Annotated in this window: 10 protein-coding genes; 6 read left to right on the forward strand and 4 right to left on the reverse strand. The window is 37.6% G+C overall.

Annotated elements, in window-relative coordinates; all coding sequences use genetic code 11:
• Nucleotides 1-159: 159 nt before the first annotated feature.
• The 3 genes from ACIQXW_RS13120 (at nt 160) to ACIQXW_RS13130 (ending at nt 2,941) form a co-directional block, all read left to right on the forward strand.
• Nucleotides 160-1,269: a GGDEF domain-containing protein gene (locus ACIQXW_RS13120; protein ID WP_402762812.1), complete on the forward strand. Its 1,110-nt coding sequence runs from the start codon at nt 160-162 to the stop codon at nt 1,267-1,269.
• 153 nt (nt 1,270-1,422) lie between these two features.
• Nucleotides 1,423-2,364 (forward strand): threonine ammonia-lyase, encoded by a 942-nt coding sequence (locus tag ACIQXW_RS13125; protein WP_402762815.1) that lies wholly within the window; start codon nt 1,423-1,425, stop codon nt 2,362-2,364.
• Nucleotides 2,365-2,398: 34 nt separating this feature from the next.
• The gene (locus tag ACIQXW_RS13130; protein WP_402762818.1) at nt 2,399-2,941 is read left to right on the forward strand and encodes a hypothetical protein; all 543 of its coding nucleotides are present in this window, start codon (nt 2,399-2,401) and stop codon (nt 2,939-2,941) included.
• 328 nt (nt 2,942-3,269) lie between these two features.
• On the opposite strand, the gene ACIQXW_RS13135 is transcribed toward ACIQXW_RS13130, so the two are convergent.
• Both ACIQXW_RS13135 and speB read right to left on the reverse strand, forming a co-directional pair.
• Complete coding sequence (locus ACIQXW_RS13135; protein WP_402762821.1) at nt 3,270-6,206, reverse strand: S-layer homology domain-containing protein; 2,937 nt, start codon at nt 6,204-6,206, stop codon at nt 3,270-3,272.
• Nucleotides 6,207-6,564: 358 nt separating this feature from the next.
• Complete coding sequence (gene speB / locus ACIQXW_RS13140) at nt 6,565-7,437, reverse strand: agmatinase (protein ID WP_402762824.1); 873 nt, start codon at nt 7,435-7,437, stop codon at nt 6,565-6,567.
• Between the two features lie 311 nt (nt 7,438-7,748).
• On the opposite strand from speB, the gene ACIQXW_RS13145 reads away from it, so the two are divergent.
• Nucleotides 7,749-9,803 carry a transglycosylase domain-containing protein gene (locus ACIQXW_RS13145; protein ID WP_401019252.1) on the forward strand — a complete coding sequence of 685 codons (2,055 nt, stop codon included), beginning with the start codon at nt 7,749-7,751 and terminating at the stop codon, nt 9,801-9,803.
• 347 nt (nt 9,804-10,150) lie between these two features.
• Here the strand turns inward: ACIQXW_RS13145 and ACIQXW_RS13150 are convergent, their stop codons facing one another.
• Nucleotides 10,151-10,666, reverse strand: a complete 516-nt coding sequence (locus ACIQXW_RS13150) for a YwhD family protein (RefSeq protein WP_401019253.1) — start codon at nt 10,664-10,666, stop codon at nt 10,151-10,153.
• A 125-nt stretch (nt 10,667-10,791) separates the two neighbouring features.
• Here ACIQXW_RS13150 and ACIQXW_RS13155 point away from each other — a divergent pair, with 125 nt between their 5' ends.
• Complete coding sequence (locus ACIQXW_RS13155; protein ID WP_024362848.1) at nt 10,792-10,977, forward strand: 2-hydroxymuconate tautomerase; 186 nt, start codon at nt 10,792-10,794, stop codon at nt 10,975-10,977.
• A gap of 161 nt (nt 10,978-11,138) precedes the next feature.
• Nucleotides 11,139-11,807: a class A sortase gene (locus ACIQXW_RS13160; protein WP_340821028.1), complete on the forward strand. Its 669-nt coding sequence runs from the start codon at nt 11,139-11,141 to the stop codon at nt 11,805-11,807.
• Between the two features lie 49 nt (nt 11,808-11,856).
• Here the strand turns inward: ACIQXW_RS13160 and ACIQXW_RS13165 are convergent, their stop codons facing one another.
• A complete protein-coding gene (locus ACIQXW_RS13165; RefSeq protein WP_402762829.1) occupies nt 11,857-17,166 on the reverse strand; it encodes a collagen binding domain-containing protein in 5,310 nt (1,769 codons plus the stop codon).
• Nucleotides 17,167-17,597 lie beyond the last annotated feature (431 nt).

Raw genomic sequence — 17,597 nt, forward strand, 5'->3', positions numbered from 1 at the left:
GACGCTCCCTTTTATTCTTTTTACTATAACCTTTTTATTATAGGATGAATGTCTACTTTATTTCAAGATAGAAGTGAGTATTGTTTTCAAGCATTGGCAGACAAAGTGAAAAGATTTACTATTATTTATAGATCTTCGAGAAAGGAACTACTATTATAGATGTTACTTCACATTTTTGTCAGCTTTTGTATTACCTTTACATTAATCATTTTAACGTATTGGCCATTTACCCATCCGGCTCGAGGACAATCACTAATTAAAGAATTTAAACCCATTTTGGTAGGTATTTCTTTTGGTCTAACAGGTCTTATACTAAGTGGCATTTCGTTAAACTATTTGAATGGAACACTTATAAACATCCATATTGTCCCTCTTCTTTTTAGCGGACTTATCGGTGGCCCGTGGTCGATTGTTATTAGTGGCATAATCATGGCAATAGGAAGCTTAATCATCATCCCTACACAAGAAGTACTATCGATAACAAGCTTATCAAATATTAATTTATTAGTAATTTCCATTGTTCTTGCGCTTTTTGCATTAAAAAAACCAATTACTTTTCACACATTAACAGCCTATTTTTATAGCCTGACGATTGAAATCACTGTGATGTTAGTTCTTATTGTTACTTTACCAGCTATACTAAAAATAAAGATTATATTAGGGTTCGTTGCCTATGCACTTTTTACATTTTTTACAATTTTCACTGTTATTAAACGTTTACAAGCGACAAGTGAAAAAGTACAACTCACCTACCACCTTAAAGAAAAGGACTATTTAACGCAGCTCCCAAACAATTTGGCAATTCGATCCTTTGCGCAAGGTATGGTTTTAGAAACGGACCATTTTTCAGTGCTCCATTTTGACGTCGATGATATGAAAGAAATTAATATCAAGTATGGCCATCTAGCTGGTGATGGGGTTATTAAACAACTCGCCACAATCATTAATGACTATGTAGAAGCTATAAACGGTATTGCTGCACGGGTTGCAGGGGAGGAATTTTATATTATATTAAAGGATGCCCCACCAGCTATTGCTCTATATCATGCCGAGAAACTGCGACATCAAATTGCACTTCATTCTTTCAACATCAATACTATGCAAACTACGCCATTAACGGTTTCCATCGGTATTAGCTCAAGTCCTGATAACGGTGTAGAGTTTGATGAACTTGCCATTATTGCTGCACAAGTTACAACCGATATAAAAGCTTTAGGTGGCAACAAAGTATTACACGCCAATAATATTGACTTCGGCACAGAAAACTAATATTTGGTCTAATACACGAGAATCTGCGAAAGTAACGCAGATTCTTTTTCTTTTCCCCTCCACTAATAGTCGTTGACAGTTATTCACTATAACACTACATTTATATTATAATTTCAGAATTTTCAATCTAATAATAGAAATGAGGATTGCTGTATGTTAACACTTGAGAATATCCAAGCTGCTAAAATGAAAGTTGCGCCTTATATTTATGAAACACCTGTTGTTCGCTTACATGGACTCGATGAACTGTTAAATTGCAATGTTTCGATAAAAGCCGAAAATATGCAAAAAACAAACTCCTTCAAATTGCGTGGTGCTCTGAATAAACTGCTCTCGATGCCACTTGAACAATTACAACAGGGCGTTGTTGCGGCATCGTCAGGTAATCATGGTAAAGGTGTTGCCTTCGCAGCTAAACTATTAAATATTCCGGCAACAATCGTTTTACCAGATTCAGCACCAAGTATTAAAGTTGAAGGTATTCGAGCACTAGGTGCAAACGTTGTACAATGTAAGCTTGCTGAAAGACACGATATAACGGAAAAACTTAGCTTAGAACACGGCTATGCCATCATCCACCCTTATGATGATTATGACATTATGGCTGGTCAAGGAACGGTAGGATTAGAAATTTTAGAACAATTCCCTCAAGCTAATGCAATCGTTATACCAATTGGCGGTGGTGGGCTAATAAGTGGTGTCGCAACTGCGGTAAAATCTTTAGCACCTCATATTAAAATCATCGGCGCGGAACCAGCTGTTGTATCACGCTATGCTGATAGTTTAATTGCCGGTGAAAGATTACTTTTAAAAGAGCAAAAGTCTTTGGCAGATGCACTCTTAACTTTACAACCTGGTGAGCGAAACTTCCCCATTGTTCAAAAGCTTGTCGATGATATTGTTCGGGTAGACGAGGCTTCTATTGAAAGCGGGATGAAAACATTACTACTAGCAGGCAAGGTAGTGGCCGAACCATCCTCTGCTATCGGAATCGGGGCAGCTCTTCAAGGGAATTTACCTATTACTAAAAATGATCATGTTTGCTTTCTTATTTCAGGCGGCAATATTGGGTTAAATCAATTACACAATTTATAAGGAGGCTACCATTTAAAGTACGAAGGTGAGCTATATGATTAAAATTGATACATTTATTGCAATCGAAACAAAAAGTTTCTATTCACATACGGTTGAACAACTCCACCATGAATTTACTAGTATTCAAAGTAAAAATGCGCTACAGATTATCTCAAAAAATCTAACGCAAAGTAAAGGTCATTTTTTACACGGGGCTATTATTGTAGAAATTGATGGTGTTCAAATTACGTCGTTGTTTGATTGGGATGATTGTGACTTAATATGGCCAGGGTTTTTAACAATGGTTATTGATTATTTACATGATGGTTTTGGTGAAACTGCTATATCATTGAATGATATTCAATGGACTTTAGAAAAAATTATTACGAAACCAAATCATTTAGTAGTTTTTTCTTCAAAGCATGGTATGGGAAAAATCATTAAAGGTGTTTGCAACGAAAATGACTTTCTTCAAGCAGTCTTGCTCAGCGCACATCAATACCTGTCGCTAAGACAACAAGATACGCGAACACAAACTTTAAATGGCATGGCCGAAAAATACAATTATCTTAAGAGCCAGGCACTCAAACAATTTTGAAAACTTTATTACTATCAAAGTAAAGATCCACTGAAACTACTAAGGGAACGCACGTAACGTAAGCCGCAACCAACCACGTGTTGGGAGGTTTGCGATTTACAACGTTCCCACGGAAAGTGAAGTGGATCTTTACAATATAGAAGGCTCAGTGCCAGGCACTCAAACAATTTAAATAAAAAATAAGGCTAGCTCATAGCTAACCCCACTCTCTTTTTTAGGTAACTTAATAAAGAGCATCCGCAATGCAAACTGTGGATGCTCTTTCGCCTTTAAGCTGTATCAAAACTTACTAAAAAGAATAATTTCTTTGCGACCAAACGAATGGTTATTACAAATGAAGTACCCTGTATAAGAAAGCAACAAACTGCGCACGTGTTACAGGTTCATTCGGTCTAAAACTACCATTATCCCCTAACGCAATCCCATAATTTTCGAGAATGGCAATGTAATCATGAGCCCAATGTGTTGTAGGAACATCTTCGAAATGACTTGTCCCTTCTGAAGTCAATCCAAATGCCAACACTATTATTTTCGCCAATTGCGCTCGTGTTAATGATTCGCTTGGATGGAAGAATCCATTGGACCCGTCTATAATCCCTGCCTGCTGCAACTTCATAATGCCCTCATAGTATGGATGATTTGCTGCAATATCATTAAATGGTGTTATCTCGCGACTTGGTACTAACTCAAAGGCACGAGCGATAATAATTGCAACATGCTGACGTTGAATTGAATCATTTGGACGGAATGTTCCGTCTGGGTAGCCATTGATTATTCCACGCATTGCTATATTCTCAATCATTTCTTTTGCCCAGTTTGTAGAAATATCACTGAATGTTATTGTTGGTGTTGGATTTTCGGGTACTTCAGGTTCTGTAGGCTTTTCTGGCTCTACTGGAATTTCTGGTGTTGGTTTAGGATTTGGTTTTGTTTCCGGCGTTGGAATATATCCACCACCTCCACCTGATGAACTATTTTCTATCCACTTCGCATATAGCGTTGTATTCCCTACTACCGTATCTTTTGTAAAATCCCATGAATTAATAAGAGTAACCTCTTTATACCAACCACCAAATGTATAACCTAGTTTTGTCGGTACAGTTGGTTCTGTTATTTTTCCGTTGTATGATACATTTTGAGGCGTGACACCACTGCCTCCATTTGATTCAAATGATAATGTATAACGATTAACTTTCCACAAGGCATATAATGTGACATTGGAGGCGTTAATAGTAAACTTGTTATTTGCCACATAGTTTATCCCACTGCCATCTGCTTTTGTATTCCAACCATTAAACGTAAATCCAGTCCTTACTAGATTGCCAGTATTATCAGCTACTGTAACGCTATGTCCATTTTCATAAGTTTGACTATTGACTGGTGCTTGTCCTCCAGTTGCTCCGTTTCCGTCGTATTGTACTGTATATTTAATCGGAGCTGTTTTATTGATACTGAATGTTACGGTAATTGAGTTACCAGCGTCATCCGTAACTACGAGCACATAGGAGCCTTCCGCGTCCACAGACATCCCACTCACAAACGATTGCCCATTTAGTGTTGCAGTACCTTCGTTAAATGTAATGGTTTTTGAGGAATTGTAACTTCCTCCTTCCGCTACACCGCTGACAATTGGGGCGGTCTTATCGATAGAAAATGCAATGGTTGTAGTATTACCAGCGCTATCCGTAACAACAAGTACATAGGAGCCTTCCGTGTCTACAGACGAGCCGCTTGTAAAGAAAGTGCCGTTCAATTTTGCTATACCTTCATTAAACGTTATTGTCTGGTTAACATTGTAGCTCGCTCCGTTTGTTACACCATTGACAACAGGGGCGATCGTATCCACAGTGATACTGTTTTGAGCTAACCCTACATTGCCCGCACGATCAATTAAACGTACATACACCGTTTTATTTCCATCTCCTGCTGGTAATGTATAGCTTTTAGTTGGACTAAAGGCTTCGACACCCGACCAAGAACTATTGTTACTAGAAAACTGTACTCCTACTACATCTGTCACACCACTGTCTAAGGATAAATTAAGCGTTACAACACGATTCGTTGTATACGGATTCCCATTATTGATATCAACAGAGCCTGTTGGTGCTACCGTATCCAGTGTTATAACTCTTTGATATTCTGGAGAGTCATTTCCCGCTCCATCAACAAGCTTAAAGGACAATATTTTTTCTCCGTTAACAGTTCCTATAGCAAGCATAAAGTTTGGTACGTAAGGCATTTGTGTAAATGGATTTCCATTAACCGAATAACGGATATGCGTAATATCATTTACACCCACATTTGGCGTTATTGAAACGGATACACCTGTACTATTCGTATATTGGTTACCTTGATTTACAATTACCGTCCCTGTCGGAGGGGTCTTATCAATTTGGAATTGGATGTTTTTTGATTGGCTACCTGCTGAAACTGTTAATGTATATGAACCTTCAGCAGTAATCTGTGTCCCACTTGTAAATGGACTTCCATTCAAAGTTGCTGTGCCAATGTTGAACTGTGGCGTTACACTCGTGCTGTATAGGCCACCATTTTGAACTCCTGTTACCTGAATTTCGACATTTTCGGAGTATGTAATAATTAAATATGGACCCAGACTACCGCCCTGCATATTTGATTCCGTCATTTTTATATAATGGTCCATAGATAGTATTCCGTTTTGAGCAGCTTCTTGAGCAGTCATTCCTGAAAGAATAAAGGTTGCTCTAGAATTAACTTTCGTGGACTCCTCTGATATATAGCTAGTAAAATCAAATGGCGCTAGCGTAGGTTTAAGCATCGTGACATCATTGGCTAGAATTCTTGTTTGGGTAGATCCTGAAGTAGGAGCTGGTGGTGATGTTATCCCAGTATCTTGAATCCAGTTATGATTAGTACTTGTAGAAACTTTTAATGAAAAATTAGTAGTTGCTTGGAGAGTACCACCTGTTACAGGAATATAAAGATTTGCACTTTCAACCTTATACCCTACAGGAATTGGTGGTAACTGAAACTTAAGCAATACTTGAACCTCCAAAGGCGTACCATATGTTCCCTGAAAGCCTACATCAAGATATCCCAGGTTCCCATCCTCATAAGTAAATCCAGCATCAATACCTTCGTATACCATTGTCGTGTCCTCAGTTGCATAAATTGGTACCAAACTGTTATTGGCAAATGCTACATCTTGATTACTAAAAATAAAGATTATGCCCAAACTAACTACCAAAGGCAATAAATTAACAATCGAAGCTATTTTCTTTCTCATCATACAAACTCCCTTTCTATTAAATTTTCTAAAATCACTACGGTAATAATTTAAATTGAATTCCAATTTATTTCCTCAATCGCTTTTTTCTCCTTGTTTAATCCTTTATTCTCATGGCATACACATTATTCAAATGACATAAAATCTCCCTCAATATTTTACTATTTAAAATATCTTTTTAATTATAAAAGGGAGTCTCTATTTAAAATACTGACAAATGTTAATATTTCACTATTAACATTTGTCTTTTGGGGTGCCAGTCACTCAAACAATTCTCAAACAATTTACATAAAAAATGGGGCTAGCTCATCGCTAACCCCATTAAAACCGCTTCATATCAACTAATACAAAGCTCCTATTATTTTACCCAGCCTAAAATCATTTCTCGTAATAATTTACTCGCTGTGTTGGCTGTCATTTCTGATGTGTCATAAATTGGTGCAACTTCAACTAAGTCAAAGCCTACAACGTTCACGCCACTTGCAGCAATTGCATGAATTGAAGCTAGTAACTCTTTAGATGTAATACCTCCACAATCTACTGTACCAGTACCAGGCGCATGTGCTGGATCTAGTACGTCGATATCAATTGTAACGTATACATTACGTCCCGCTAAAGTTGGTAGCACTTCTTTTAACGGCTCTAGTACTTCAAATTTTGAAATGTGCATGCCGTTTTCCTTCGCCCACTCAAATTCTTCCTTCATACCTGAACGAATACCAAATGAATAGACATTTTTTGGTCCAATATGCTCTGCAATTTTACGAATTGGAGTTGAATGTGAAAGTGGCTCCCCTTCATATTCAACTCGTAAATCTGTATGCGCATCAAAATGAATGATTGCTAAGTCGTCGTATTTTGCAGAAACTGCCTTCATAACAGGCCAAGATACTAAATGCTCGCCGCCCATGCCGACAGGAATTTTACCGTCTTCTAAAAGCTTCACAATGAATTTCTCAATTTCATCTAAAGAACGTTGTGCATTACCAAACGGTAACGGAATATCCCCTGCATCGAAATACTTCACTTCTTCTAACTCGCGATCTAAATATGGACTATACTCTTCTAGTCCAACTGATACTTCACGAATACGTTGAGGGCCAAAACGTGAACCTGGGCGATAACTAACTGTCCAGTCCATCGGCATGCCGTAAATAACTGCTTGAGCATCCTCATATGTAGGATGACTTTTTATAAAAACATTCCCTGAATAAGCTTCATCAAATCTCATATTTTGCCTCCATTAATATCTGAACTTCCTATGAAATTCAGTTTTTATATTTGTTACTTATTGAGGACTTACAGGTTTGTAATGAAACCTCATTTACTCAATCCTCGTATACATTATTGGAACGACTAGCAAATTTCAATTAAAATCTACAAAGTGCAATACTTTTGTCGAAAGCTAGCGTTTCATATCAGTACAAAAAAAGTATAGATGTTTTTGAATAAAGTGCAATAGTTTTTGCTTAGAATTCCGATTAAAGAAGAATATTCAGACACATACTAAACTCAAGTTGTTAGAAAACGAGGTGAAGTCGGATGAAAAGAAAAATCTATCAACGTAAGCAAAAGCGTGTGAAGCGTTCACGCAAAGCGCTTACACTTTTTGTCGCCTTTGCATCTGCAATAGTAGTAGCATTTATTGCACTACGCGTCTATGTTCAAGTGGCTGGTGCACCGCCATTAACTGTACCGAAAGCCTCTATTTTCTTAGATGAAAACGAGAATCAAATTGGAGACCACTTTACGAATGAACGTCGCTATTGGGTTGGTCTTGATGAAATATCACCCTATTTAGTAAAAGCAGCAGTGGCCGTTGAAGATAAAGACTTTTACAAACATAGCGGTTTTGACTTTTCTCGTATTGCTGGTGCCGTATTAGTTGATATTAAAGCCGGAAGTAAAGTTCAAGGGGCAAGTACTATCACCCAACAATATGCTCGAAATTTATATTTATCTCATGAAAAATCATGGACTCGAAAAGCAAATGAGGCGTTGTATGCTTATAGATTAGAAGTTTTTTATAACAAGGACGAAATATTAGAAGGTTATTTAAACACTGTATATTATGGACACGGAATGTACGGAATCGAAGCGGCTAGTCGTTATTATTACGGGAAATCTGCAAAAGACTTGACGCTAGCAGAGGCTGCTATGCTTGCAGGCGTACCTAAAGGTCCAAGTATATATTCGCCAATCGCCAATATTGAAAAAGCTACTAATCGCCAGCACGTAATCTTGAAACTGATGGCAGACCAAGGAGCAATAACGCAAGACGAAAAAACACGTGCTGAGGAAGAGCAGCTTGTCTTAAAGAATGATATGTGGGTTGCTTCCAAATCTGTTGCACCTTATTTCTTAGATGTTGCTTGGCAGGAAGCAAGTGAAATTTTAAAAGCAAAAAATCTAGACATTAGCGAAGGTGGTTGGACTATTCAAACAACACTTAACCTTGGCCACCAAAAAGCTGCGGAAGAAGCAGTAGCTAAAAATATGCCCGCTAATGATCTGCAAACAGGATTTGTTAGTATGCAATCTAAAACAGGCGCCGTCACTGCACTTGTTGGCGGTAAGGATTATGCCACTAGCTCTTTTAACCGCGTAACACAAGCAAAACGTCAACCGGGATCAACCATTAAGCCGGTTTTATATGCAGCAGCATTAGAAAATGGCTATACGCCTTTAACGTTTTTAGATGTAGGACAAACAACGTTTACTTATGATAATGGACGTGGAACTTACTCTCCTAAAAACGTAAACGGTCAATTTGCCGACCATGATATGTCGTTGGCACAAGCCATTGCGATTTCCGATAATATTTATGCAGTTAAAACATTAGAAGATATCGGATTTAAAGCATTTCATAATATGGCGGACCGCTTTGGAGTAACGATTGGTACGAAGGACAATTTATCGCTTGCTCTTGGAACAATGGAAACGACACTGTACGAAATGACAAATGCGTATAATATTTTAGCGTCAGAAGGTCAAGAAACAGCTCCAACAACTATTATCTCCATTAAAAATGCCAATGGGGACATTATTTACGATAATAAGAACGTCGAAAAACAGGATGAAACGGTGATTTCAAAAGAAAATTCCTATATTCTAACAGAAATGATGACTGGTATTTTCGATCCTGTATTTAGTGATTACTCTCCTGCTACAGGGATTGGCATTCGTTCACGCATGACTCATACGTATGCTGCAAAGTCTGGCTCGACAAATAGTGATCAGTGGCTTATCGGATTTACACCAAACTTAACGGCTGGTGTTTGGAACGGCTACGATCAAGGTAAAAACCTTTCTACGAAAGAAGATACAGCTGCTACAAAGCAAATATGGATTGACTTTATGGAAAGCGTAAATAAAGGTACTAAAAACGAGGACTTCATAAAACCAAAAGGTGTGAAAGGCGTGGTCATAGATATTGAAACAGGAAAGCTTGCTACAGATGCGTGCCCTAAACAACGTCTCGTTTATTTAGATACCAAAGATGTACCAACTGAAAAATGTACTAACTTCGATATTCTGGATAGCAATACGTGGGGAGAATTTTGGAATATGATTCCGTTCTTCAAAAATAAACAATAATGCGCAACCTTTTTCTCGAATAATCGTTTTATTTTATTGAAAAGCTCTCGACAAAGTTATAGACATAAAGCGAAAAAAGAAAAGCTTTCTCTTCCCCGGAGACGTGTCCGTGGGAACAGAAAGCTTTTCTTATTTTTTGGCCCGGGAAAGGATGAGAATCATGGGGCATTTGGCTTGGGTTTGGGTTGTCAAATGTCGCATAGCCCTCATCACATTCTTGGAACCAAGTGTCCTAGCTTACTAAAATGTAAGCTCTGAATCAAGTGTACTTTTTTTCATATCTACTTTCAACCTAATATCGAAAGTGATTGCAAAATGTCACAGATTGTTCAATCATTGATAGTCTTTTATACAAATAAGTCTTGACGTAATTGATTGTCACTGCGCTCCCAAAGTTCCGGATTTAGTTCCGCTAAGAAAGAAGCTAACACTTTTTTAGAGGCTTCATCCATATGATCAACAATAATTTGTCGTTTCATCGACTTATCCATCTTATTCACGTGGTCAGCTAAAATTTTATAACCACGACGTTTTTCACGATTTACTACCATTTCACATGCAGTTACACCTGCATAGTAAGGGCCGTCTGCTTTATGATCAATCGTTACCCATATTAACCAGTAAGGTTTTCCACCCTCTGAATCAGCACGATTTGTCGTAAATTTGATGCCTCGTTCTATATCGCTACGTGCATGCATCGCACCTACTTCAACTGAAGCCTTACCTTCTTCTATATCAATAATGACCGGTGATACGTTTTCTAACGAAAGCGAACCAATACCATATCCTTTATGGCCATCTGTCGGGTCATTTTTTATAATTGTAAAGCCCATTTTTTGTTTCGGTTTCTCTTCATTTGCCATACTTTAATTCCCTCCATTCTGCTATTATAAAGTAAAGCATATTCTTGCGCTTTTGTGCATAAGTAAGAAGTTTATTATTTCTTATAAACTAACTATACAACATAATTCAAAAAGGAGGCACTATTATGCCATACGTAACAGTAAAAATGATTGAAGGTCGTACAGAAGAACAAAAACGCGCACTAGTAAAAGAAGTAACAGAAGCCGTTTCACGCACAGTAAACGCACCAGTTGAAAACGTAACAGTTTTTATCGAAGAAATGTCTAAAAACCATTACGGCGTTGCAGGCGTCCGCTTCAGCGATAAATAATAACCCGGGTAGAGCAACATACCGCTCTACCCTTTTTTTAGTATAAATAAATATACCGTGTTTGATATCAGGGATTTATCGGCGATTTACATAGGTTTACCAGCGATTCCTCGTGTTCTTTCGGCGATTCTTAAATACTAAAGGAAGTGATCCCACAAAATATGAAAATAATCAAAATGACACTACTCATTTGTATGCTAATTATCGGTTTATTACTTATTTTTATCAATCCTATCCAGAATGCAGTTATCGCTCATTTAAGTAAACAGCTAAATACGACTGATTACAGTGCAGAAGAGTTGCAAATGAACAATAATGCAAGTGCAAATTTTGAATTCGAAGATGTCCAATCTTTGTCCATCGCAGAAGTTTTAAAAGCACAGACACAGATCGATCATTTACCTGTCATCGGAAGTATTGCCATACCTAATGTAGACATGCACCTTCCTATTATCAAAGGAGTCGGCAATGCTTCTCTTGCAGTCGGAGCAGGTACCATGAAGTCTAATCAAACATTAGGACAAGGCAATTACGCCTTAGCTGGTCATTATTTTGAAGAAAAAAATATATTATTCAGTCCATTATATAAAGCAAACATTGGTGATGTAATTTACATAACGGATTTGGAAAATATTTATGAGTACAAATTAACAATAAAAAAAGTGATTGCAGCAACAGATGTGTATGTCATTGATGATATCCCAAATCAAACTGTTTTGACCCTTATTACATGTGCGGATAATGGCACAAAACGCCTTGCTATCCAAGCAGATTTTGTGGAGCAATATCCATTGAATAATGCTCCTGCAAAACTATCGGAAGCTTTTTAGTATAGAAATACCCCCAAGACTTCATTGTCTTGGGGGTTATTATTGTACATTATTTCATTTCTGCATTACGACGACGCAAGAAGAACAATGCACCTAAAACAAGCATGACACCTGTTAGAGTAAGTGCTGTTTGATTTGCTCCATCTGTTTGTGGCAGTTTACCTTGTGCTTTTAATTGAGCTTCCAAACGTCTCGCATCTTCCTTGATTTTATTAATATCAAGTGTTTTTGCAACATTCGCCTGATCCTCTTTTGATAAATTATTATATTTATCAAGGAAATCCTTATACGCACCTAGTGTGTCTTTATTTGCAGTAGAAGGATTGTATGGCGGTAAGTTTTTACCTTGATCAATAACATCTTGGACAGATGGTTTAGACGTTTCTGGTTTTCCAGGTGTCGTTGGATTTTTTGAATCTGTTGACGGATTTTCTGGATTACCTGGGTCAACTGGATTTGTTGACGGATTATCTGGATCCACTGGTTTCTCTGGATCTGGTGTTGGCTTGCTTGGATCCACTGGTTTCTCTGGATCTGGTGTCGGCTTGTTTGGATCCACTGGTTTCTCTGGATCTGGTGTCGGCTTGTTTGGATCCACTGGTTTCTCTGGATCTGGTGTTGGCTTGTTTGGATCTACTGGTTTCTCTGGATCAGGTGTCGAGCCACCGCCTCCACCGCCTCCGCCGCCACCTGGTAATGTCGGTTTTACAAGTGCAGAACATGTATCTTTAACTGTGAATGAGCCAATTAAACGACCGCCTTCATATACATTGTACGTTCCTTGTTGAATTGCCTTGTTTGGTAAAACAATTGTTCCTGCAATGCTAGTAGTTAAATTTTCATTGTTCGCTGCATCCTTAATGACATTACCATTAGCATCTTTTACTGTTATTTCTGCATTTGCAAGAGGTGTGCCAAATGCAGTTTGTACAGTCAATGTAAATGAAGGACATGTAGGTGCTGCTAAAATTTCCGCGTTACAAGAAATTGAATATTGAACTGTGATTTGACCAATATATAGGTCCCCTTGATATACATCATACTTACCTGACGGAATATTTGTAGATGGAATTGTAATTTGACCTAATGCGTTTGTTGTTTTATTGGCAGCAATAGTTGCCCCATTTTTATCTTTAATAATGATGTTGCTTACATTAGGACGTACATTTCCATTTTCATCTTTTACCGTTAAAGTAAATTCTGGACAAGAAGGTGCTGGTTGCACTGTTGCTTCACAATCTATATTAGATTGGAAACTGCCAATTTCTTTGCCATCTACTACTACTGTATAAATCCCCGGATCTAAATCTTTTAACTCTAGAACGCCGTTAGTTGTAGTTTTAGTAGCAACATTATTATCACCAGCATCTTTAACTGTTACAGAAGTACCATCAGCAACTAAGTTACCGTCAACATCCTTTACAGTTAGTTTAAACGATTCGCATTTTGGTGCTTGTGTAAGAGAAGTCTCACAATTACCTTTATATGAAATATCAACTTTACTCAAGAATTGATTACCTTCATATAAATAGTATTCGCCTGCTTTAACTCCATTTGCTACTTGAATTGATGGTACAGTAAATTTCCCATCTTTATCTGTTGTTACTGTTGTGATTTCGTTACCTACTGAATCTTTCAATGTGACCGTAACACCTGGACGAGGTACGTCAACACCTGCTTTGTTTTCATTCAATGTAATTGTAAATACTGGACATGCCGGTAATGGTGCAATTTCATCTTTACAGCCATCTGTATATTTTACAGTCACATTTCCTAGCCAAATATCATTTGAATCATAAACATCGTATTGACCCGCCAATACAGTGTTCGGAACTTTGACAACTCCATCAATAGTTGGACCTGTATGTTTAACAGTACCATTTGCATCTTTAAATGTTACATTTTGGTCAGCTATTAAAGCACCATCAATATCTTTAATAGTTAATTCAAATTCCGCACAGGCATTCGCTGGTGGAGCAACATCTTCAACGTTAATAATTGTATAAGGTTTGTTTGTTACCTCGAAGTTGTTCGTATCATTGAACCTAACATCAACTGTTGCTACTGCTTTATAGCCTGTAGGAGTTTTTTCTTCCAATTTATAAATACCATAGCGTAAATTTTCGAATGAAAGCTCACCATCAACTGTCGTACCTTCTGCTAAGACAATTGATCCATCACGGTTATATAACTTAAATTCAACGCCATTAAGTGCTGTTGTCACACCTGTATTAGGGTTAACACCTTGCTTCTTAATTTTAAATGTACCTTTTTTACCTGAAGCATTTGTATCAGATGTGCTGTATTTAAATAACTTGTTATCTCCGCCCGAGGACGAAGTACCCGCTGAAGTTGCACCTGCATAGTTTATGGATGCTTCATTTGAAACTTGTTCACCCGCATTAGGATCACCCATAAAATATGTTTTGTATTTAATGATGTAACCTTTGCCATCGACATTTCCTAAATCAAATGTAAATGAACCATCGGCTTGTATTTTAATATCATTAGGGCTAATTTCAACGGCTAGCCCAACATTTTGCGTGTTCCCTGCTGCATCTAATTTAATTTCTTGCTTTGTAAATGTGTTTGTTAATAGCTTCTGGTTAGCTGAAGGCTTATCCGTTAACGTAATGTTACCTAGCTTTGAGTTAGACTCATTAATTTTCACTGTCCATTCAATCGTATCTGATGCAGGTTGAGGATTAGCAGACTTTTCAATTAACTTATTTGCATTATTTGTAATTGTTGCCTCTGCATCATACGAATAGCTACCATTATCAGGTGTATCTAAAACAGCATGATTCGTATATTTTTGAGAATTCGTACTACCATTCCCGTAAACGTCATCTGAATCTTTTGATTTGTATTCTATTAAATACGCTTCGTTATTCTCTGCGGCAGTTAACCCTGTAAATGTTAGTTTATAGCTTGTAACATTCCCTTTAGCATCCTGTGTAACAGGGACTGCATTCCATTTAGCAGGATCTAATGAACCGTCTTTTTTTCCTCGTTCATCATTCACACCTAATTTTAATTTGCTTACAGTCATAACTTGTTTTAATGTTTGCCCTTCTGGAATAACAATATGATGTCCTGTACCTAATGTATCAATTAGTACTGCACCCTCGATGTTTTGCTTATTGATGTTTACACCAATTTTCCAAGAAAACTCTTGTTTGTCGTTATCCACAATTGCATTATCTTTATAGCCATTTTTACTTGTTGGTGACGTTGCAGATGGTTTATAGGTAGCGCTTTTTTGCGCTTCATTATTTGTACTTGTTTGTCCATCCCATGTAGCGTCTGCAACGTTGTCATAACTAAGTGCCACGCCACCGTTTGACTCAATATCAAACTTTGTTTTGTATTCAATCGTTACATTTCCTGATGGGATAGATGCGAATGTCATAGTAAATGCTTCATCGCCTACTTGCCCACCACTATTAATTGTTGGAGCGGTACTACCTTTTACTTCGAATACTTTGCTTGTACCATCCCACGACATTAATTTATGCTTTAACGTTTTACCGTTCGCATTTTTCGTCGAAATAGTATCTGCAATCACAAAGTTTGTTAAAGGTTTTTCAGCGTTAATTGTCAGTTTCCACGTAATCGTTTTGTTGACATAATCAATTGCACCACTTTCTTTTTTAAAGATATTCGATGCAATATTGACAGTTGCTGATTCTGAATTATTATCGTCTAAACGCGTTACAGTGTTTTGGATATTCCCTGCGTTCGCATCTGTCACGAATTCTTGATCAAACTTCGTATTATACTTAATCAAATAGGCTGCTCGAGGATTCAAGGCAACGTCATTTGAAAAATCAATTGTAAATCCTTGTGCCGTATCATTACTTAAAGTGTAATTTGTACCTTTTGTTAACAATGTTTCTGAAGCGGCTGTTTGACCGTTGTCATTTAATGTTACACGGTACACTTGGAAATTAGCATCATATTGTATATTGTGCTTTGCACCTTTGCTATTTGCTGGAATTGAATCCGTTAAAGATTGGGCGTTCTTTTTGCTAAGATCTTCTCCTAACCAGTTATACTTAATTTCCCAAGATGCTTCGTATTTATCATTAGACGTAATCGTTTTTAGTAAGGCTGGTCCATAAGTGATATTCGTTTGTCCTGGGCTCGTTTTAGAAACGCCATTGTTTGTAAATTCAGCCGTATTTCTATACGTCATATTTGAGCTTGTTGGATCTTCGGTTACTTTCGTTTTATACGTCAGCTTGTATGCAAAATCTCCAGCATCTAAATTGACAGGAAACGCTATTGAAGCACTATTATAAGTTACAGGCGTTCCTGGATTATTTTTATCAATACCATTTAATCCAATTGGATATTTCTCCACTAGCAAGCTTCCTGCCTTAAATGCATGGTTTGCATCTGGCGTATCCGCTACTGTAGCACCTGAAACGATTGTTTTCCCTTCTGTGTTTACCCAGACTGTCCAATCCATTTCAGCGCCATCCGCTGCACGTGTAATTGCACCAGCAGTTTTAGTAATTGGATCACCACTACCTTTAGGTTTAAATTTAAATGGTAATGTAATATTTGCTTCTCCTAAAACAGGCATCTCTAATACTTGATCAAGTGTTGACTCGTCTTGGAAATTGCCAAACTGGGCCATGAAGTTGAAGTCAATATCTCCATCAACCCCATCTTGTATCTCACTTTCTAAAGTTACGATAATTTTACCAGCAGCATAGCTATAAGAATAAGTAGCATAATCCGTTGATTTCGATCCAGAAAAAGAGTTATCTACTTGTTCAATCATATATTGTGGTAAGTTAAACGCAAATGTAGAGCCTACACCATAATCTTGCGTAGGTTTGACTTCAAATACATAATTTAAATATACTTTGTCCCCTTTTTTAGGTGCAGTGTCAGCTGGAATTGCTGATGCTTCAGTTATAACATCGCCAGATGGACCAGTTAGACGAATGCCTGCTAATGTTGCGACTACATCACCTTGCATATCGCCCGCAGTTAATGCTAATGGCGCCACGTTCAATGCTTCTTCGACAGGTGTATTTTCCTCAGGCTTCTCGCCACTTGGCTTTTCTTCACCTTCAGTCACATCATCTTTTTCTGTTTCATCTGGAAGTATTTCAGTTGAGTCACTACCAGAATCTGCTCCACCAGCTTCCCCCGTTTCCCCAGGTATTGTCACTGTTGAATCTGGGTCGCCTGTGCCCGTCGTATCAGAAGTAGTTCCATCATTTCCGGATTCCACTGATGGAGGTAAAGAAGAATCTCCTTCTTCCGCAAATACGGATATCGGTGAAAGTACGGTTTGGAACACAAGCAATAATGTAATGATTGCTAAATTTAATTTTTTCATGTTTCTCTCCTTTTCTAAGTTCAGAGAGATTCCTATAGGCGTTTGCTGACGACTTTGCATGCTTTCTCAACCTCGAAAGCTTCACTTCAAACATTCGGTTTGCCCCTCTTCCCCTTAAATAACTCGTCGTCGTTACGAATACATTTAAAACCGTCTTACACGCGGTCAATTCTCATGCTGCCTAGTCATTGTGTTTGTAAACAGTTGTATGTATCCTAAGCTGATGTGACGCCTTTACAAATATAATGGCCTCACCCCCTTTTAGGTTTTACTTCATTATAAAAAACAAATCTAAACAAATTCTAAACATTACCATATTTTTTCATTATCTTTTCCTAGATATATCACCAACGCTTCAAACTAATAAGAAATTGTACATAATAAAAAACACTAAACTATCACTATATTCAAGTGAGTTTAGTGCTTTTATA

The sequence above is a fragment of the Lysinibacillus sp. NPDC097162 genome, from assembly GCF_044762185.1.
Taxonomy (GTDB): Bacteria; Bacillota; Bacilli; order Bacillales_A; family Planococcaceae; genus Lysinibacillus.